Source organism: Paraburkholderia madseniana (assembly GCF_009690905.1).
Classification (GTDB): Bacteria; Pseudomonadota; Gammaproteobacteria; order Burkholderiales; family Burkholderiaceae; genus Paraburkholderia; species Paraburkholderia madseniana.
Window position 1 is genome coordinate 76,593 of record NZ_VOSW01000002.1, and the last position, 19,471, is coordinate 96,063.

Sequence of the window (19,471 nt, forward strand, 5' to 3'; positions counted from 1 at the left end):
ACGCGCTTGGCAGGCACCGATGTGCAGAGGCGCAAAAAAGGCGGGCTCCCCGAAGAGAGCCCGCCTTTTTACTACCTACCTAAGACCGGTTCACGAAAAACACCCAAACCGCAGCGCTTTTCGCGACCATCACCCAACGCTTACCACTGATACGATGCACCTGCCCCGTAGGTCGTATCCGCCGCGCTGATCCCTGCACCGATCTTGACCTTCAGGTTCGCGGTAATACGCGCCGACGCGCCCAGTGCCACGGCCTGATAGCCCTTGTAGTTGCCCCCGGCAATACCGACCGCCAGCGTCTTGCCCGGATCGACTTCCGGAATCATCGTCAACGCGGTAGCGGCTGCAACACCGCTGTAAGCGTTACGTGCGACCGAGCCCAGACCCTGCTGGAACTGACGCATGTTCACGGCGTCCGTCGGGCCTTGGCCGTCAGCGACGTTCGTGATACGGCGCTCGTTGCCCGGCGAACCCACCGATACGGTGTTCGCCTGATCTGCCACCGAGCCTGCGCCGAGTGCCACCGAGTTGTCGCCACTTGCCTGAGCGCCGCCGCCCATCGCAATCGCGCCACTGCCGGTCGCCGTAGCGGCCGGAGCGCCAGATGTGTCGATCGCCAGCGCGCTGCTGCCGGTCGACTGCTGGTTCTGCACCGCCTGGTTCAGGTTAGCGACTTGCTGGTTGGTATTCCACAACTGCGCGCCAGTCACCGCGTCTGAACTCGTCGCCGACAGTTCACCGTCCTGCAAATTGGTCAGCTTCACCTTCGGCGCGCTGGCCGAACCGCCCAACGTCACCTGGTTGTGCGCCGCGCTGTCATACGACACCGCGTTCGCCACCGAGCCGTCGAGTTCGCACCCAATGCGACGGCGTTGGCCGCGGTGACAGAGGAGGCGTTACCAATGGCTATGCCGTTTTGCGCATTGGTTACGCTGGCCAGGCGGCCGAGGGCTATTCCGGCAGTCGAGTTGTCGTCGACTACCGTGTTGGTGCCGATAGCAACCGAATCTATTGCCGCTGCCTTACCCGAGCCATCCGTGTTTCCGCCGATGTAAATTGAATTCGCGGCGGTTGCGTTGGCGCCTTGGCCCACAGCGACTGCGTTCGTTGCACTGGCTTTCGCGCCCGTTCCGATTGCCTCGGCAGCGGCACCGGTGGCGCTGCCGCCATCCAAACCGCCCGCAATGGCATCCATCGACACTCCAATCGCCAGCAGTGCTGTTACCAGCGCCGTCTTCCGGCTCGACTTGCCGCGGCCCTTCGCCAGCTCGGAAGCGGCCACATACGTCCCAGTGATTTCATTCCATACACTCTTGTACGACTTGTTCATGATTTGATCCTTCTGAATATCAGTTATGGGTTTTGATGTCGCGGGAGGTGTCTTACCGAAGTCCTGCGCGCGTCACTGAGTAGCAAAAGGATTAAAACAGGGTCGTCGCAATTGGCTTTTTTTGACCATCCCATTAATCCCTCTGGAATGGAACCACTATATGACCGGGCAATTCTCAAATTAATAGGACAGTTCTTAAATCCTATGGAACAATAAGAATGCACAACGACAGATTGACAAAAATAGGACTCGCGGGCAGCAAACAGCCTACTGCGTATGGCTTGCGGATAACGGACACACGGAAGGATTCAGCGCAAGCGCACGAGCAACGTCACGTTCAGATCAAGAAAAATCTGAACGAATCACCTACTATGGGAGCACTTTGACTGGACGAGGTTGGCGTAGAGACAGCCAGATTAAATCAACACTTCTTGACGAATGCCAACCACTCAACATTCGATTATTGAATCGCATCCAGCACGATTTTAAACACCGCGCGGGCGGATAAAAATTTGATCGACAAAAATAAATAGGAGAATTCCTATTTATCAAAACGGCTTAATAACTACCAACGCCACTGCCGCCAGCATCCCCAGCACGGGCAGTTCATTAAACATCCGATACCACTTATCCGAGCGGCGATTCTCGCCACGCTCGAATGTCCGCAACAGCACGCCGCAATACGCGTGGTAAATGATCAGCAACACCACCACACCGACCTTCGCGTGAATCCAGCCCTGCCCACGTCCGATGCCGACCGCGAGCCACAGCCACAGACCGCAAGCGAGCGCCGGCACCGCGATAAACGTCATGAAGCGGAACAGCTTGCGCGCCATCGTCAGAAGGCGCGCCGTGGCGGCGGGCTCCGTCTCCATCGCCAGATTGACGAAGATGCGCGGCAGATAGAACAGGCCGGCAAACCAGGAAGCAATCAGAACGATGTGAAACGTCTTTACCCAAAGCATCAGCGGTCCTCGTACTGCTTGTCAGCGTGGAAATGAACAGGGGCTACCCGCGCACTGAACGGAAAGCATGCGCCATCCCAAGGATGACAACAGCGCGCCGGCAGCGAACCGTTATTGCCGGCCTTCGCCGTGCCCCAGCACAATGTATTTCAGCGACGTCAGCCCTTCCAGCCCCACCGGCCCACGCGCATGCAGCTTGTCGTTCGAGATGCCGATCTCCGCGCCCAAACCAAATTCGAAGCCGTCGGCAAAGCGCGTCGACGCGTTGACCATCACGCTTGCCGAGTCGACTTCGCGCAGGAAACGCATCGCGCGGTCATGGTCTTCGGTGACGATCGCGTCGGTGTGTTGCGAGCTGTAGGTATTGATGTGGTCGATGGCCGCATCGAGGTCGTCCACCACCTTGATCGCCAGCACCGGCGCGAGATATTCGGTGCGCCAGTCTTCTTCGGTGGCATCGACGAGCGGGCCCACGCCTGCATCCGACAACACCGCGCGCGCTGCCGCGTCCACGCGTAGTTCGACTTCCTTGTCGCGATACAGCTTGCCCAAAGGCGGCAGCACCTCAGCCGCAATGCCGCGCGCCACCAGCAGCGTTTCCATCGTGTTGCAGGTGCCGTAGCGGTGCGTCTTCGCGTTATCGCAGACGGTCAACGCCTTCGCCACGTCGGCGCGATCGTCGACATAAACATGGCAGATGCCGTCGAGGTGCTTGATCATCGGCACGCGCGCTTCGTTCATCAGCCGCTCGATCAGGCTCTTGCCGCCGCGCGGCACGATTACGTCGACGTATTCGGTCATCGTGATCAGCTTGCCAACCGCGGCGCGATCGGACGTGGCCACGACTTGCACCGCGTCCTGCGGCAAACCGGCGGCTTCCAGCCCTTCACCGATCAGCTTTGCCAACGCCGTGTTGCACTCCAGCGCTTCCGACCCGCCGCGCAGGATCGTCGCATTGCCCGACTTCAGACACAGCGCGGCCGCGTCGATCGTCACGTTCGGGCGCGATTCGTAGATGATGCCGATCACACCGAGCGGCACGCGCATCTGACCGACCTGAATGCCGCTCGGCCGATACTTCAGGTTGCTGATCTCGCCAATCGGATCGGCCAGCGCGGCGACTTGCCGCAAGCCTTCGACCATCGTCCCGAGCGCCTTGTCCGACAGCGTCAAACGGTCGATGAACGCGGCGTCGAGCCCTTTCTCGCGTGCACGGGCAACGTCACGCGCATTGGCATCCTTCAGCAACGCGGCATCGCGTTCGATCGCGTGAGCAACAGCCGCGAGCGCGGCGTTTTTTGCCGCCGTCGACGCCCGCGCCATCGCACGCGATGCGTGGCGGGCGCGGCGGCCGAGGTCGGTCATGTACTGGTCGATATCCATGGTGAGTCTCATAGCGCCGCGCACGTCGAGGTGCGGCGGACAGGCAGAATTAGCGAAAGATCAAACGATTGTAAGTCGGGTGGCGGAGCTTTGCTCGCCGCCACAAGCCGTGCCGGCGGGGCCTGATCAGGCCGGCCTGCGAGCAGGTGCGGCACCCGCAGAGCGAGGTCGTGGCGGCGGCACGGGCGCCGCTTTTGCCGGCGAAGCGACTGTCATCGCCAGTTCGAACAAGCCGTCCCACGGATCAGGCGGCGGATCGTTGCGATGATTGCCCGGCGTGCCGCCGGACAATCCCTTCACCTGCCGATCCAGCCGCGCCGCCAAAGCGAGCGCCTTTTCAAGCGCCCCCTCGGTGACGCGCGACAGCGCCGGTCCGATCAGCCGCTCACGCGGCCCCCAGACGCGGTTCTCACGCACCAGCATCGCTAGCGGCTTGCCTGCCGCCACGCCACGCTTGATCCGCAATAGCGTGCGCACTTCTTCGACAACGGCCCACAGCACCAGCACCGCAGCCTCGCCTTCGCCGCGCAGCCCGTCGAGCATGCGCGCCAGACGGCCAACGTCACCGGCGAGCATCGCCTCGTTCAGCTTGAAAACGTCATAACGGGCGACGTTCAGCACAGCGTCCTGAATCTGTTCAAAACTCAACGAACCGGCCGGATACAGCAGCCCCAGCTTCTGAATTTCCTGATGCGCTGCCAGCAGGTTACCTTCCACGCGCTCGGCGATGAACGCCAACGCGCGCCGCCCTTCTTCACCAGCGGCAACCCGCTGGCCCTGAGCCGCGAGTCGCTGACCGACCCAATTCGGCAACTGTGCGCGCTCGACCGGATCGATTTTCAGCGCGACGCCAGCCTCAGACAGCGCGGTGAACCATGCAGACTTTTGCGTGGCGGCGTCCAATCGCGGCAGCGTGATCATCGTCAACACGTCGTCATTCACGGCGGCAGCGAGCGCCTTCAGCGCATCCGCGCCTTCCTTGCCGGGCTTGCCCGATGGAATGCGCAATTCGACCAGTTGACGGTCGCCGAACAGCGACATCGATTGACTCGCGCCAAGCAGCGAACTCCAGTCGAAACCGCGCTCGACGGTGAACACCGAGCGGTCGGTAAAACCGGCTGCACGCGCCGTCGCACGAATCCGGTCGCACGCTTCCTGCGCGAGCAGGTGCTCGTCGCCATACACGACGTACAGTCCGGCGAGTCCCTTCGCGAGATGCGTTTCGAGCGCGTCAAGTCGCAGTTGCATGGCTACCGATCGGCGAGGTTGAACGAGTACATGAGCGGGTACAAGAGCACGTACAGCACACTAAACAAAGACACAGCACACCGCTCACAGCGGCGGCGGCGGTAACGGCGCGCGCGGCGCAACCGCCGGCACCTGCTGACCCGGCTCCGGATGCAGCGAACGCACCAGCGACAGACGGCGCGTCAACTGGTCGATCGCGTCGTTCTCCATGTCCGCGTACAGAATGTCGGCTTCAGCAGCCTTGGCCTGCGAGAACTGGTCGCTGTAAGTCATCGCGCGGTTTAGCGCGATCACGCTCGGCGGAATCAGCACCGTGCCGTCCTTGCCGACCAGCGTATAGGTCATCGAGAGATTCATCGCATACTCTTCGACGACACCGAGCGAGTTCAGCGTGAGCGTACTGAGGCCGCGGCCTTCGGTGATCTGCAGCGTTGCGTCGGCATTCGCGACCGAAGTGACCACCACCGTGTCGCTGCCGCCCTGCACGATACGCGTGAGCCGCGCGCCGGCCGCTGCCGAACCGCCGGAGATAAAGAGTCGTTTGAATGCGTAGTCCTGCTGGCCGCGCAACTGGAAGCCGCAGGCGGACAACATCAGCACGCTGCACACCAGCGTCAATAACGATCTGCGAGTCACATGGGCTCCTGGTTCGCAGTAGATTCCGCGACGCAGACAAGCGCCGCCATGAGCGGCGGCGTCTTGCCTGCTGTCATGTTTCGGTGGGCTTTCAAACGACGACGTTCACGAGACGGCCCGGCACCACGACGATCTTCTTCGGTGCCTTGCCTTCGCTGAACTTCCCGACCGCCTCATGCGCAGCGGCGAGCTGTTCGATCGCTTCACGTGTCGCATCTTTCGACACCGTGAGCGCACCGCGCACCTTGCCGTTCACCTGCAGCACGAGTTCGATTTCGGCCTGTTCGAGCGCCTGTTCGTCGACCTTCGGCCATGCTGCGTCGAGCAGCGAGCCGAATTCGTCGGCGTAACCGAGTTCCTGCCACAACTGGAACGTCTGATGCGGCACGACCGGGTACAGCACGCGCAGCATCACGCTGTACGTCTCGCGCAGCACGGCCGGTTGCGCGCCCTTCGCGCTGTCGAGCGCGTTGAGCATCTTCATCGCCGCCGACACCACCGTGTTGTATTGCAAACGCTGGTAGTCGAAGTCGGCCTGCTTCAGCACGCTGTAGATCTCGCGGCGCAGCACCTTGTCGACTTCGCCGAGTTGCGAGGCTTCGAACTTGCCGCCGGCGCGCAGCGCTGCTTCATTCGCGTGACCAAAGCTCCACACGCGGCGCAGGAAACGGCTCGCGCCTTCCACGCCCGAACCCGACCATTCGAGCTGCTGCTCGGGCGGTGCGGCGAACATCACGAACAGGCGCGCTGTGTCCGCGCCGTGTTGATCGATCAGCAATTGCGGATCAACACCGTTGTTCTTCGACTTCGACATCTTCTCGACGCCGCCGAGCACCACCGGCTGGCCGTCCGAATTCAGCACGGCGCCAACCGGGCGGCCCTTGTCGTCGAACGAGACGTTGACGTCAGCCGGGTTGTACCAGGTCTTCTTACCCGCTTCGTTTTCGCGGTAGTAAGTTTCGTTGAGCACCATGCCCTGCGTCAGCAGGTTCTTGGCCGGCTCGCCGAACTCGATCAAGCCCATGTCGCGCATCACCTTCGCCCAGAAGCGCGAGTACAAAAGGTGCAGAATCGCGTGCTCGATGCCGCCGATGTACTGGTCCATCGGCGCCCAGTAATCGGTGCGCTCGTCGACCATGGTTTTCGCGTCCGGCGCCGCGTAGCGGTAGAAGTACCAGGACGAATCGACGAATGTATCCATCGTGTCGGTTTCGCGCTTGGCCGCGCCGCCGCAGGTCGGGCAGGTGCAGTTCACAAACGCTTCGGACTTCGCGAGCGGATTGCCCGTGCCGTCCGGCACGAGGTCTTCCGGCAGCACCACTGGCAGATCTTTTTCCGGCACCGGCACGTCGCCGCAGGTCGGGCAGTGGATGATCGGAATCGGCGTGCCCCAATAACGCTGGCGCGACACGCCCCAGTCACGCAGACGCCACGTGATCTGCTTGTCGCCGAGGCCGAGTTCTTTCAGATCGGCGGCAATCGCGTCGACTGCCTGCGTGTAGTTCAGACCGTCGTACTTGCCGCTGTTGATGCAGACGCCGCCTTCCTTCTCGCCATACCATTCCTGCCACGCTTCGGTCGAGTATTCCTTGCCTTCAAGGGCGATCACCTGCTTGATCGGCAGACCGTATTTCTTCGCGAACGCGAAGTCGCGCTCGTCGTGTGAAGGCACGCCCATCACCGCGCCTTCGCCGTAGCTCATCAGCACGTAGTTGCCGATCCACACTTCGACCTGTTCCTGCGTCAGCGGATGCGTGACGTAAAAGCCGGTGGCCATGCCCTTCTTTTCCATCGTCGCCATGTCGGCTTCAGCCACACCGCCGCGCTTGCATTCTTCGATGAAGGCCTGCAGTTCCGGCTTGTCTTGCGCGAGACGCGTGGCGAGCGGATGCTCGGCGGCGACCGCGCAGAAGGTCACGCCCATGATCGTGTCGGCGCGCGTGGTAAACACGCGCAGCAGCTTCTGTTCGCCGTCGATTTCATACGGGAAACCGAAGTTCACGCCGAAGCTCTTGCCGATCCAGTTCTGCTGCATGATCTTGACGCGCTCGGGCCAGCCGAGGCCTTCGAGGTCGTTCAGCAGCTCATCCGCGTACTGCGTGATGCGCATGTAGTACATCGGGATTTCGCGCTTTTCGATCAGCGCGCCCGAACGCCAGCCGCGGCCGTCGATCACCTGCTCGTTGGCGAGCACGGTCTGATCGACCGGGTCCCAGTTAACGGTGCCGGTTTTCTTGTACGCGATGCCCTTTTCGAGCATCTTCAGGAACAGCCACTGGTTCCACTTGTAGTAATCGGGGCTGCAGGTTGCGACCTCGCGCGACCAGTCGATCGCGAGGCCCATCGACTGCATCTGCTTCTTCATGTAAGCGATGTTGTCGTAGGTCCACTTCGCCGGCGGCACGTTGTTGGCCATCGCGGCGTTTTCCGCCGGCATGCCGAACGCGTCCCAACCCATCGGCATCAGCACGTTGTAGCCGTTCATCCGCAGATAGCGGTACATCACGTCGTTGATCGTGTAGTTCCGTACGTGCCCCATGTGCAGCTTGCCCGACGGGTACGGCAGCATCGAGACGCAATAGAACTTGGGCTTATCAGTGGTTTCCGACGTCTTATACGCGTCGATGGCGCGCCATTGCCCTTGCGCGGCGGCTTCGACGTCGGAGGGAACGTATTTTTCGTGCATGGTGTGATGGAATCGCTGGGTTCGGTGCTTTCGCACCGGGCCTGGTGCTCTGCTGGATGAAATGGCGTCGTTTCCCCTTCTGCGGGGGAAAGGGCTGATTATACCGTCCGCGGACGGGTGCGCCGCGTGGCGTGGCGCGCGGGGCGGCCTCGCAGGCGCAGGAGCGGCGGCATGTTTGCGGCATGGCCCGCCGGGCGCGGCGCCGCCCGATAACGCCGCTAGGGTTTAGCGCCCGGCGGCGGCGGATCCGTCACGAAACCGATCCGCTCGAGCCCGGCCTGCTGCGCCGCGCCCATCACCTGCGCGATCACTTCGTAGCGCGTGGAGCGCTCGGCGCTCAGGTGGATCTCCGGCTGGTCGGTCTGCGCCGCTTTGCCCGCCGCCATGAATTGCGCGCGCATCTGCTGCAGCGTAATGACGCTGCCGTTCCAGTACAGCTTGCCGGCGGCATCGATTGAAAGAGAAATGGTTTGCGGCGTTTGCCGCGCGGGCGCGGCCGCGACTTTGGGCAAATCGAGCCGGATCGCATGCGTGAATAAAGGCGCGGTAATGATAAAAATCACCAGCAGCACGAGCATCACGTCGATCAACGGCGTCATGTTGATCTCGGCCATCGGCGCAGCCGTCTGCTTTTTTTCGAGTCCGCCGAATGCCATGTCGCCTCCTTCTGCCTGAGCGCTGCGCTTAGTGGGTCGGGGTCCGGGCCTGGGCTTGCTGCGGCTGAGGCCGGGGCTGATCCGCCGGCGCGCACACATAGGCGTGCAGATCGTGCGCGAAGCCGTCGAGTTCCTCCGACAACTGCCGCACCATCCGCCCAAGCACGTTATAGGCGAGCACCGCCGGAATCGCGACCACGAGGCCGAAAGCCGTCATGATCAGCGCCTCGCCGACCGGACCCGCGACGTTTTCGATCTGCGCCTGACCGCTCGCCGCGATACTGCCGAGCGCGTGATAGATGCCCCAAACCGTGCCGAGCAGGCCGACGAACGGCGCCGTGCTGCCGACCGAGGCCAGCAGCACCTGGCCGAACTCGAGCCGCCGCTGCGACGCGTTGAGCGCCTGGCGCAGCGCCCGCAACACCCGCTCGCCGCGTTCGACGCGGGCAAGCAGTACGCCAGGAATGTCCACTTCGGCGGCATGCAACGCGGCCTCGGCGAGCGGCGTGAAGACGCGCTCGCGGTCCACGCGCCTCATTGCCGCGACGCCGTCCGACAACGTCGACGCTTGCCAGAACTGCGCAATCGCCGGCGTGGCCTGACGTTTGGCGCGCGTGAGGATCCAGCTTTTGACGATCAGAAAGCACCAGCTCGCAATCGACATGGCCAGCAGCACATACGCGACGCCATGCGTGATCGCGTCGCTGGTTTCCAGGTAGTGGATGATGCCGCTGCTGCCTGCCATCTGACCTCGCTATCGGAAAGTGATTACAGGGGCGTAACGGGGCCCTGCGCAGGCCCCGTGGCTGCTCAACGCAGCCCGAGCACGTCCTGCATGTCGAAAAAGCCCGTCTCGTGGCTTTCGAGGAAACGTACAGCACGAAGCGCGCCTTGCGCATACGACAGGCGGCTCGCCGATTTGTGCGTGATTTCGATGCGCTCGCCGATGCCGGCAAACAGCACCGTATGGTCGCCGACGATATCGCCGCCACGAATTGCCGAAAAACCGATCGTGGACGGATCGCGTTCGCCGGTCACGCCTTCGCGGCTGTAGACCGCGCATTCGTCGAGATTGCGGCCGAGCGCGTTGGCGATCACTTCACCCATGGTCAGCGCCGTGCCGGACGGCGCGTCGACCTTGTGGCGGTGATGCGCCTCGATGATTTCGATGTCGTAGCCGGTCGCGAAATGCTTCGCGGCGTATTCGAGCAGCTTCAGCGTGACATTGACGCCCACGCTCATGTTCGACGAGAACATGATGGCGATCTTGTCCGCCGCGGCGCGCAGTTGCGCTTTCTGCTCGTTGTCGAAGCCGGTCGTGCCGATCACCATTTTGACGTTGTGGCGCTGCGCGGCTTCCAGATGCATCAGCGTGCCTTCGGGACGCGTGAAGTCGATCAGGTAGTCGGATTCCGCGAACACGCGCTCGACGTTGTCCGTCAGCAGCACGCCCGTCTGTTTGCCGAGAAACGCACCGGCGTCCTGACCGAGTTGCGAGGAGCCCGCACGGTCGAGCGCACCGGACAGCGTGGCGTCGGAATCATTGAGGACGGTTTCGATGAGCATCCGGCCCATACGGCCCGATGCGCCAGCAATGGCAATTTTCATGGCTACGAGGGTTCGAAAGGGGTAAAACGCGGCAAAACCCGTCAAATGCGGGCAAAAGCGGCGGCGGGCAGCACACCCGGGCGCCGCACATACAGGACCAGCAGACGACCAGTACAGGTACGGCAGAACGGCTGACGGGCGCTGCGCACGGTACATTCCGACGCAGCGCCCGTCTTAAACGTCCCAAGAGAAGGACAGCGTGCCTAGCCGCCCGTTCCCACAGTGGACGAAGAAGACGTCAACGGCGCGTTATGCGTTGGGCCGCCATTGCTGCTTTGCGGGCCCGTCGGTCCCACCGGATTATCCTGCGTGCCTGGAACCTGCGGCGGCGGCGGACGATGGAACTGGAACTGCGGCTGCCCGGCGGCCGTGGGGCCTTGCTGCGGAATACCGCCGCCGTTGGCGGTCGGCGCGGTGGAGCGCACCGACGACTGCGTTTTGCCCGACGGCGATTGCACCGCATTGGTCAGCCGATTCGCGGCCTGCGCGGCTTCGGCGTTGGCGTCCGTTGACGGCACGGCCGCTGCTGCCGCGGCGGCGTCGACGGACGGCGAACTCGTGGTGTCCACGGCAGCCGGCGCAGCAGCCACCGGCGCGCTGGCGCCAGTCGCAGCACTTGCCACATTCGGCACGGCTGCCTTCTTCTTGCCGGACTTGTCGCCGTCAATTTCAGCCAGCAACTCGAGGTTGGACGGCAGATCTTCGCCACCCGACCAGCTGGCGACACGGTCGCCCGCGAACAGGATCACGAAGTCGCGCTGCTGCACGACGTTAGTCGAGCCGCGCTTGAAATAGAACACGTAGTCCCAGCGGTCTGCGTGGAACATGTCGGTCAACAACGGTGTGCCGAGCAACTGCTTCACCTGGGCGCGCGACATACCGACCTGCATCTGGGCAGCCGCTTCTTGCGAGACGAAATTGCCTTGCACCACCGTAATACGGTACGGGGTAATGCTTTGGGCAACGCGCTGCGTCAAGCTGTCGTAGGTGGAACATCCGGCAAGAACCGCGACAGTCGCAACAGCGATCAAGGTACCCCGCATGCGGCTCCCCCGGTAGATCAATTGAGATTTTGAAATCATTTCACTCACCGTGCGGGCCCGCTGACGAGCCGCGCGAGTTTCATTCCATCGAAGATGACCAGAACGGCAAAAACACATTACTATGAGAGCCCAGCATTGTACTCTAGGGATCCCTTGTCATGACCAATCCAACCGATCTCAAGAATATCGGGCTCAAGGCGACCCTTCCGCGCCTCAAAATCCTTGAGATTTTCCAGCATAGCCCAGTGCGTCATCTGACTGCAGAAGACGTCTACCGCAACCTGCTGCACGAAGAGCTCGATATCGGTCTCGCAACCGTGTATCGGGTGCTGACGCAGTTCGAGCAGGCTGGCCTGCTGTCGCGCAGCAACTTCGAATCCGGCAAAGCGGTGTTCGAATTGAACGAAGGGTCGCATCACGACCACCTCGTTTGCCTCGATTGCGGGCTCGTCGAAGAGTTTTTCGACTCCGAGATCGAAAGCCGCCAGCAATCCATCGCGAAGGAACGCGGCTTCAAGCTGCAGGAACATGCGCTGGCGCTGTACGGCGCGTGCACCAAGGAGAATTGCCCGCATCGCAAGCATTGAAGTCGAATGCTTGAGATGCCGGCCGCGTCGGGGGTGCGCGGTTCGGCGGGCAAAGAAAAAACCCGGTCGCCGGCAAATCGACCGGGTTTTTTTACGCGTGCGGCGCTGCGATTCCAGCCTATTCCGCCAGCTCGACGCTCGCTTCGAACAGCAGCCGCCACGGCTCGGCCAATGACAATTCATCGCAGTTAGGCTGCTCGCCGCCACGATCCACCACCACAAAATCGCTCACCTGATCGAGCGCGAGCAGGGGGTGGTGCCAAACACCTTTCGAATAATTCACGCCCTGCCAACCGTCGCTCCAGAACGCCCGCATCCGCGCCGGATCGAACTCTCCCGCCGGCGCGACGACCACCAGATAGCGCCGTTCCGTTAAGGGAATGAAAGCCTGGCTGCCCAGCGGATGCCGCTCCATCATCGTGATTTCGATCGGCAGCGCCCGCGGTTGCGCCCGAAACAGGTTGATCAACGGCCGGCCGCCGTGCTCCGTCACGTCGACGTTCGCGAGGTCGTGATAGCGCTCGGTCGTGCCGCCGTTGATCGGGAAATGGCGCGCGCCGTCCAGTTCGATGACGTCGCCGAACGGCGCGAAGGCCGCGCGCGTCAGACGTTCCACATGCAAGGTTTTCATCGACGCAACTCCGTTATGCGATCTCGCCCCACAAGCGCAGACGCGATACGCCGCCGTCCGGGAAGATATTGAAACGCACATGCGTCACCGGGCCGAGAGAGGCGATGTCGTCCGCGAACGTGTGCACGTGGTCCATCTGCAGCTTCTGTTCGCCGAGCAGCACCGGCCAGAACATCGCCTGCGTGACGAGCGAATCGTCCGTCCCACCCGTCACCGAGGCCGCCTGCAGCGAACAGCGATCGGGATAATTGCCCTTGAAGTGCGCGGTATCGACTTCGATCTTGCGAATCACGCCCGGCCGCGCAAGCGCGACGATCGCCCAGTCGTTGCCCGGCTCGCGACGGCGTCGCGTTTCCCAGCCGTCGCCCATGTTGACGCCGCGGCCCGGCATCAGCATCTGCGAGGCCGGCCCGAAATGCTGGTTGTTCGCGGCGACAAGGTACGCGCCGTTTTCGATCGCGGCGAGATCCAGCAGCGTGCCGCGCTCGACGCGCTCCCAGTCCCGCTTCGGCTGGCCATACACGCGCAGACGCGCGAGACCGCCGTCTGGATAGAGATTTACGCGCAGATGGGTGAACGCGCGGGCGTCGTTCACTTCGACGTAATGGTGCTGATTGCCCTGCAGCGTGGTGGCCGGCACGAGCGTTTGCCAGTCGGCGTTGTCGGGCGGAACGTCGCCGTCCACGTAGCATGCATCGATCGACGCGGCCGGCGGGAAGTTGCCGGTGAAGTGGCTCGTGTCCAGATCGACGCCGTACACGACGCCCGGCCGCGCGAGCCGGATCACGCAATAGTCGTGGCCGGTGGTGCGCTTGCGGCGGGTTTCCCAGCCGTCCATCCATTTGCCGTGGTCGTCGTACTTGCCGGGAATGAACACTGCCGGTTGCGGCTCGAGCATGCGTTCTTTCGGGGCGAAGAATTCGTCGCTCGCGTGGAGCGCCTGCGCGCCAAGACGCGGGTCGGCGAGGTTCATGTAGCGACGGGTGAAAGCAGGAGCGTTAGGGTCGAGGATCGGATTAGCCATAGTCTCTGTCAGGCAACGAAAAGTAAGGAAGAGGCGGCGGAGTCAGCGCATCCGCCGGGTCAGAACGCGCGTTGCGTTGGCGCGCGGTTGAATAGCGATGAATCTGGCCACAGCGCAACTGCGGTTGTGCTTTTTCAAACTGCCGGTGCGTGTTCGCCGGCGGCCGGCTCGGCGCCTACATCTTCGCCTGCGGGTACGTAGCGCAGCGCTGCGTCACGGTTCAACACGCGATGGGCGCGCGCCCGGTCGATATCGTTTTCCCACACGGCGACCACCACCGTCGCCACGCAATTGCCGATCAGGTTGGTCAACGCACGGGCAATGCCGACGAACCAGTCGACCGGCAGAATCAGCACGAGGCCGAGCACGGGGATCGCCGGAATCGCGGACAGCGTCGCGGCCAGAATCACGATGGCCGAGCCGGGAATGCCGTGCGCGCCCTTCGACGTCACCAGGGACACCAGCACCACTACGATCAGGTCGTGGATGGACAGCGGCGTATTGGTGGCCTGCGCGATGAAAATCACCGCAAGCGTCAGATAGATGGAGAAGCCGTCCAGATTGAAGGAGTAGCCGGTCGGAATGACCAGTCCGACGGTCGAATCCTTGACGCCCATCCATTCGAGCTTGCGCATGATCTGCGGCAGCACGGCATCCGAAGAGGCTGTACCCAGTACGATCGAAAGCTCCTCGCGAAGATAGCGGATCAGCTTGAAGATGCTGAAGCCAGCCAGACGCATCACCACGCCCAGCACAACCACCACGAACACGAAGCAGCTCGCGTAGAACACCAGCACCAGCATGCCGAGTTGCTTGAGCGACTCGACGCCGTAGGTGCCGGTCGTGAACGCGATCGCGCCGAGCACGCCGAGCGGCGCGAGCTTGATGATGAAACCCATCACGCGGAAAAACACCTGCGAAAGCTCGTCGATCAGGCTACTGACGCGCTGTGCCTTATTGCCCAACAGCGACAGCGCCGAGCCGAACAGCACCGAAAACACGAGGATTTGCAGGATGTCGCCGGTGGCGAATGCGTTGATCGCCGTGTCGGGGATGATCTTCAGCAGGAAGCCGGCCGTGTCCTTCAGGCTTTTCGCGTGCTCGGTGTAGGTCGACAGCGAAGCGGGGTCGAGCGAATGCAGGTTGATGTTCATGCCGACGCCAGGCCGTGTTGCGTAGGCCAGCACCGCGCCGATCACGAGCGCAATCGTCGTCATGATCTCGAAGTAGATCACCGCCTTCAGGCCGACGCGGCCAACCTTGCGCAGATCGCCGGCATGCGCCATGCCGCTCACCACGACGCAGAAAACGATCGGGCCGATCACCATCTTGATCAGCTTGAGAAAGCCGTCGCCGAGCGGGCGCAGCGATTGGGCGAAATGCGGGAACACGGCGCCGATCACGATGCCCGCGACCAACGCTATGACGACCCGGCCAAACAGCGAATTGAAGAATTTCAACACGGCTTCCTCCTGGTTGCGATTCACATCTGTTCAGACTGGTCCGACCAGTTCTGTTATCTCGAATAGTAGGAAGCCGATATACTGGCGTCAAGGATTCGTTAAATAGCGTTTACCCGCTATTTTTTTGCAGTTCCGGGGCCGGATTGCGCACGTTAAACGGCCCGTCGTACGAGCGTTCAGAACGCGTATTACAATGCTGGTCAGACCGCGCACCCAAGTGAGCCACGATGAAAAACGTTCCGCACACCGTCACCGATGCCGCCATCGCGACCATCCGCGAACGGATCGAAGTGGGCGTCTATCCGGTGGGCAGTTTGCTGCCGGCACAGCGTCAGCTCTCCGAGGAACTGGCGATCAGCCGCGCATCGTTGCGCGAGGCGCTCTCGACGCTCGAAGCGCTCGGTCTGCTGATGATCCGTCCCGGTAAGGGCGTTTATGTGGAAAGTGCGCAGGCCGCGGCTGCGCAACCGTGGCGCTTCGCGGAGCAGTCGTCGCTGCCGGATACGTACCAGATGCGTTTCGCGTTGGAAGGCTTTATCGCGCGCATGGCGGCGCTGGCTGTCACCGATTCCGACCTCGCCTGGTTCGAAGACAACATTGCGGCCATGCAGACGGCGCTCGCCTGCGACGAACTCGACGAAGCCGCTCGCCTCGACTACGACTTCCACATGCGCATCGTGAGCATTGCCGGCAACGCGGCGATCGAATCGATTCTGAGCAGTGCCGCGGAAATCATGAAGGAAAGCCAGCGGATGCCGTTTTATCGGCGCGAGTTAGTGCTGTCTACGTACACCGAGCATCGGGCGATTCTCGACGCGCTCAAGGCGCGCGATTCCGCTGCCGCCGGCAAGGCGATCGAAACGCATATCTCGAACGCCGCGCAGCGCGCCGGCGTCTATTTCCCCACGCCTCAGGCGTAAAAAAACCGCTCCGAGGAGCGGTTTTTTGCAGTTGCCCTGCCACCGGCCCACGGCCAGCAGCAGAAACACACGAAGCTAGAACACCAGCTTACTTCGCGTTGGCCAGCGCCACAGCCGTGTCCAGCATGCGGTTCGAGAAGCCCCACTCGTTGTCGTACCAGCTCGACACCTTCACCAGACGGCCCGACACCTTGGTCAGCGTTGCGTCGAACGTCGACGAAGCCGGGTTGTGGTTGAAGTCGATCGAGACCAGCGGTGCGTCGTTGTAACCGAGGATGCCCTTCAGCGAGCCTTCCGACGCTTCCTTCATGATCGCGTTGACTTCCTCGACCGTCGTGTCGCGTGCAGCGATGAACGACAGGTCGACGACCGACACGTTGATCGTCGGGACGCGAATCGCGTAGCCGTCCAGCTTGCCGTTCAGTTCCGGCAGCACGAGACCCACTGCCGATGCAGCACCGGTCTTCGTCGGGATCTGGCTGTGCGTAGCCGAGCGCGCGCGGCGCAGGTCTTCGTGGTACACGTCCGTCAGAACCTGGTCGTTCGTGTACGCGTGGATCGTGGTCATCAGACCGTTCACGAGGCCGATCTTGTCGTTCAGCGGCTTGACGAGCGGTGCCAGGCAGTTGGTCGTGCACGATGCGTTCGAGATCACCGTGTCCGATGCCTTCAGGACATTGTGGTTCACGCCGTAGACGATCGTTGCGTCGACGTCCTTACCGCCTGGCGCCGAGATGATGACCTTCTTTGCGCCGCCCTTGATGTGCGCGCTGGCCTTTTCCTTGGTCGTGAAAAAGCCCGTGCATTCCATCACGACGTCGACGTTCAGCTCGCCCCACGGCAGTTCTGCCGGGTTGCGGTTCGCCAGCACGCGGATCTTGTCGCCGTTGACGACCAGGTAGTCGCCGTCCACCGAGACTTCGCCCGGAAACTTGCCGTGCGCCGTGTCGTATTGCGTCAGGTGAGCATTGGTCTTGGCATCGCCAAGATCGTTGATGGCGACGATTTCGATATCGTGCTTCTTGCCGTTTTCATAGAAGGCGCGCAGCGTGTTGCGGCCGATCCGGCCGTAGCCGTTGATTGCGACGCGAATCGTCATGATCTATCTCCTGATGGCTGAAAAAAAATCGTCCATGTTGGCCTGTCCTTCCGGCGCAACCGCGCGTGGGGCACACGCGGCTGCGCTTACCGAAGGTCAGCCGAGTGCGGCTTTTGCCGTCTCTACCACGTGCTCGACGGTGAAACCGAAATGCTTGAACAGCACGCCAGCCGGGGCCGATTCGCCGAACGTGTCGATGCCGACCACGCCGCCTTCCAGACCCACGTACTTGCGCCAGAAATCCGTGACACCCGCTTCGATCGCGACGCGGCGCACGCCCTTCGGCAGCACGCGTTCACGGTACTCGGCGTCCTGCTTGTCGAACACGGTGGTCGACGGCATCGACACGACGCGTGCCGCGATGCCTTCGCGAGCCAGCGGCTCGACCGCGTTCAACGCCAGTTCGATTTCCGAACCGGTGGCGATCAGGATGACCTTGCGCGCGACGATCTCGTCGTTCCAGTCGCGCAGCACGTAACCACCCTTCTCGATATTGGCGATCTGCGCGTCAGTACGCTCCGAGAACGGCAGATTCTGACGGCTGAAGATCAGGCACGACGGGCCATGATGCTCGACCGCGTGGGTCCAGGCCACCGCCGTTTCGACCGTATCGGCCGGGCGCCACACTTGCAGATTCGGGATCAGACGCAGGCTTGCGACGTGTTCGATCGACTGATGGGTCGGACCGTCTTCGCCCAGACCGATCGAGTCGTGCGTGAACACGAAAATCGACGGCGACTTCATCAACGCGGCGACGCGCAGCGCGTTGCGGCTGTAGTCCGAGAACGTCAGAAACGTGCCGCCGAAGGCCTTGAAGCCGCCATGCAGCGCGATGCCGTTGATCGCGGCGCTCATGCCGAATTCGCGCACGCCGTAGTTCACGTAGTTGCCGGCAGCCTTGCCTTCGGCGTTCACACGCACCGGCTTGGCGGCCTTCCAGTTGGTCAGGTTCGAACCGGTCAGGTCGGCGGAACCGCCAAGCAGTTCCGGCAACACGGCCGACAAACCTTCGATAGCCTGTTGCGATGCCTTACGCGTCGCGACAGTTTCCTTGCGTTCGTTCGCGCCGGCGATGATCGCCTTCGCCTTTTCCTTCCAGTCGGCGGGCAATTGCTTCGCGTCGCGGCGCTTGAATTCAGCGGCTTCCTGCGGGTATTTGGCTGCGTAAGCTGCAAACGCCTTGTCCCAGTCGGATTCGTTGCGTGCGCCAGCCTCTGTTGCATCCCATGCCGCATAGACTTCCTGCGGAATCACGAACGGCTCCCACTTCCAGCCGATCGCTTCGCGCGTGGCCGCGATTTCCTTGTCGCCGAGCGGCGAGCCGTGCGAATCGTGGCTGCCGGACTTGGTCGGTGCGCCTTCGCCGATCACGGTCTTGCAGCAGATCAGCGTCGGCTTGTCCGATTGCTTGGCTTGCTTGATCGCGGCGTCGACCGCGTCGACGTCATGGCCGACCACGTTCGGGATCACGTTCCAGCCGTACGCTTCGAAGCGCTTCGGCGTGTTGTCGTGGAACCAGTGAACCACTTCGCCGTCGATCGAGATGCCGTTGTCGTCGTAGAACGCGATCAGCTTGTTCAGCTTCAGCACGCCCGCGAGCGAGCAGGCTTCATGCGAGATGCCTTCCATCAGGCAGCCGTCGCCAACGAACACATACGTGTGATGGTCGACGATCTTCGCGTCAGACTTGTTGAATTCGGTGGCGAGCAGCGATTCGGCGAGCGCCATGCCGACTGCGTTGGCCAGACCCTGGCCGAGCGGGCCGGTGGTGGTCTCGACGCCCGGCGTGATGCCGTATTCCGGGTGACCCGGCGTCTTCGAATGCATCTGACGGAAGTTCTTCAGCTCTTCCATCGGCAGGTTGTAGCCGGTCAGATGCAGCAGCGAGTACAGCAGCATCGAGCCGTGACCGTTCGACAGCACGAAGCGGTCGCGATCGGCCCATTGCGGGTTCTTCGGGTTGTGACGCAGATGGCGCGACCACAAAGCCACGCCGATTTCGGCCATGCCCATCGGCATGCCGGGGTGGCCGGAGTTCGCTTTTTGAACGGCGTCCATGGACAACGCGCGGATTGCGTTGGCCATCAGGGAAGTGTGTGCGGGAGACGGGGTCGTCATGTCGAGTCCGGAGACAGAGTCAGAAGGCGGTGCGCGCTTGAGGCCCGGATGCTCGAATGCCAGTCCACTTCGGC

At 62.4% G+C, this 19,471-nt stretch carries 17 protein-coding genes and 1 pseudogene; 2 read left to right on the top strand and 16 right to left on the bottom strand.

Translation table 11 applies throughout. From position 1 onward, the window contains the following. Positions 1 to 140: 140 nt before the first annotated feature. From FSO04_RS01855 to FSO04_RS01905, 11 genes and pseudogenes are all read right to left on the bottom strand, one after another. Positions 141 to 851 (bottom strand): annotated as a pseudogene (locus FSO04_RS01855) (YadA family autotransporter adhesin); the annotation flags it as partial. Beyond that, positions 794 to 1,330 carry an ESPR-type extended signal peptide-containing protein gene (locus tag FSO04_RS01860; protein WP_154558091.1) on the bottom strand — a complete coding sequence of 179 codons (537 nt, stop codon included), beginning with the start codon at positions 1,328 to 1,330 and terminating at the stop codon, positions 794 to 796. The pseudogene FSO04_RS01855 and the gene FSO04_RS01860, both read right to left, overlap by 58 nt. A gap of 548 nt (positions 1,331 to 1,878) precedes the next feature. Then, positions 1,879 to 2,295, bottom strand: a complete 417-nt coding sequence (locus FSO04_RS01865) for a CopD family protein (RefSeq protein WP_054034510.1) — start codon at positions 2,293 to 2,295, stop codon at positions 1,879 to 1,881. A gap of 111 nt (positions 2,296 to 2,406) precedes the next feature. After that, complete coding sequence (locus FSO04_RS01870; RefSeq protein ID WP_154558092.1) at positions 2,407 to 3,678, bottom strand: glutamate-5-semialdehyde dehydrogenase; 1,272 nt, start codon at positions 3,676 to 3,678, stop codon at positions 2,407 to 2,409. A gap of 126 nt (positions 3,679 to 3,804) precedes the next feature. Next, the gene (gene holA, locus FSO04_RS01875) at positions 3,805 to 4,926 is read right to left on the bottom strand and encodes a DNA polymerase III subunit delta (protein WP_154558093.1); all 1,122 of its coding nucleotides are present in this window, start codon (positions 4,924 to 4,926) and stop codon (positions 3,805 to 3,807) included. Between the two features lie 84 nt (positions 4,927 to 5,010). Beyond that, a complete protein-coding gene (locus FSO04_RS01880; protein WP_168435535.1) occupies positions 5,011 to 5,562 on the bottom strand; it encodes an LPS-assembly lipoprotein LptE in 552 nt (183 codons plus the stop codon). 91 nt (positions 5,563 to 5,653) lie between these two features. Beyond that, complete coding sequence (gene leuS / locus FSO04_RS01885; protein ID WP_154558094.1) at positions 5,654 to 8,248, bottom strand: leucine--tRNA ligase; 2,595 nt, start codon at positions 8,246 to 8,248, stop codon at positions 5,654 to 5,656. Positions 8,249 to 8,466: 218 nt separating this feature from the next. Continuing rightward, complete coding sequence (locus FSO04_RS01890; RefSeq protein WP_154558095.1) at positions 8,467 to 8,904, bottom strand: ExbD/TolR family protein; 438 nt, start codon at positions 8,902 to 8,904, stop codon at positions 8,467 to 8,469. Between the two features lie 28 nt (positions 8,905 to 8,932). After that, the gene (locus FSO04_RS01895; protein ID WP_154558096.1) at positions 8,933 to 9,649 is read right to left on the bottom strand and encodes a MotA/TolQ/ExbB proton channel family protein; all 717 of its coding nucleotides are present in this window, start codon (positions 9,647 to 9,649) and stop codon (positions 8,933 to 8,935) included. 65 nt (positions 9,650 to 9,714) lie between these two features. Further along, entirely contained in the window at positions 9,715 to 10,512 is a 798-nt protein-coding gene (gene dapB, locus FSO04_RS01900) for a 4-hydroxy-tetrahydrodipicolinate reductase (protein ID WP_154558097.1), read from the bottom strand. Between the two features lie 203 nt (positions 10,513 to 10,715). Further along, the gene (locus FSO04_RS01905) at positions 10,716 to 11,555 is read right to left on the bottom strand and encodes an outer membrane protein assembly factor BamE domain-containing protein (protein WP_154558170.1); all 840 of its coding nucleotides are present in this window, start codon (positions 11,553 to 11,555) and stop codon (positions 10,716 to 10,718) included. 158 nt (positions 11,556 to 11,713) lie between these two features. Between FSO04_RS01905 and fur the strand changes: the two genes are divergently transcribed. Further along, a complete protein-coding gene (gene fur / locus FSO04_RS01910; protein WP_012434340.1) occupies positions 11,714 to 12,142 on the top strand; it encodes a ferric iron uptake transcriptional regulator in 429 nt (142 codons plus the stop codon). Between the two features lie 118 nt (positions 12,143 to 12,260). Here fur and FSO04_RS01915 read toward each other — a convergent pair whose 3' ends face one another. From FSO04_RS01915 to FSO04_RS01925, 3 genes are all read right to left on the bottom strand, one after another. Then, positions 12,261 to 12,773 carry an ureidoglycolate lyase gene (locus tag FSO04_RS01915; RefSeq protein ID WP_154558098.1) on the bottom strand — a complete coding sequence of 171 codons (513 nt, stop codon included), beginning with the start codon at positions 12,771 to 12,773 and terminating at the stop codon, positions 12,261 to 12,263. 13 nt (positions 12,774 to 12,786) lie between these two features. Next, positions 12,787 to 13,797: an allantoicase gene (alc, locus tag FSO04_RS01920; protein WP_154558099.1), complete on the bottom strand. Its 1,011-nt coding sequence runs from the start codon at positions 13,795 to 13,797 to the stop codon at positions 12,787 to 12,789. Positions 13,798 to 13,931: 134 nt separating this feature from the next. Next, entirely contained in the window at positions 13,932 to 15,260 is a 1,329-nt protein-coding gene (locus FSO04_RS01925) for a C4-dicarboxylate transporter DctA (RefSeq protein ID WP_168435536.1), read from the bottom strand. A 227-nt stretch (positions 15,261 to 15,487) separates the two neighbouring features. Here FSO04_RS01925 and FSO04_RS01930 point away from each other — a divergent pair, with 227 nt between their 5' ends. Next, positions 15,488 to 16,180 carry a FadR/GntR family transcriptional regulator gene (locus FSO04_RS01930; protein WP_154558100.1) on the top strand — a complete coding sequence of 231 codons (693 nt, stop codon included), beginning with the start codon at positions 15,488 to 15,490 and terminating at the stop codon, positions 16,178 to 16,180. Between the two features lie 88 nt (positions 16,181 to 16,268). Here the strand turns inward: FSO04_RS01930 and gap are convergent, their stop codons facing one another. Next, positions 16,269 to 17,279, bottom strand: a complete 1,011-nt coding sequence (gene gap / locus FSO04_RS01935; protein WP_063497349.1) for a type I glyceraldehyde-3-phosphate dehydrogenase — start codon at positions 17,277 to 17,279, stop codon at positions 16,269 to 16,271. Positions 17,280 to 17,375: 96 nt separating this feature from the next. After that, on the bottom strand, positions 17,376 to 19,397 hold the full coding sequence (gene tkt / locus FSO04_RS01940; protein WP_154558101.1) for a transketolase: 2,022 nt from the start codon (positions 19,395 to 19,397) through the stop codon (positions 17,376 to 17,378). Positions 19,398 to 19,471: the final 74 nt, after the last annotated feature.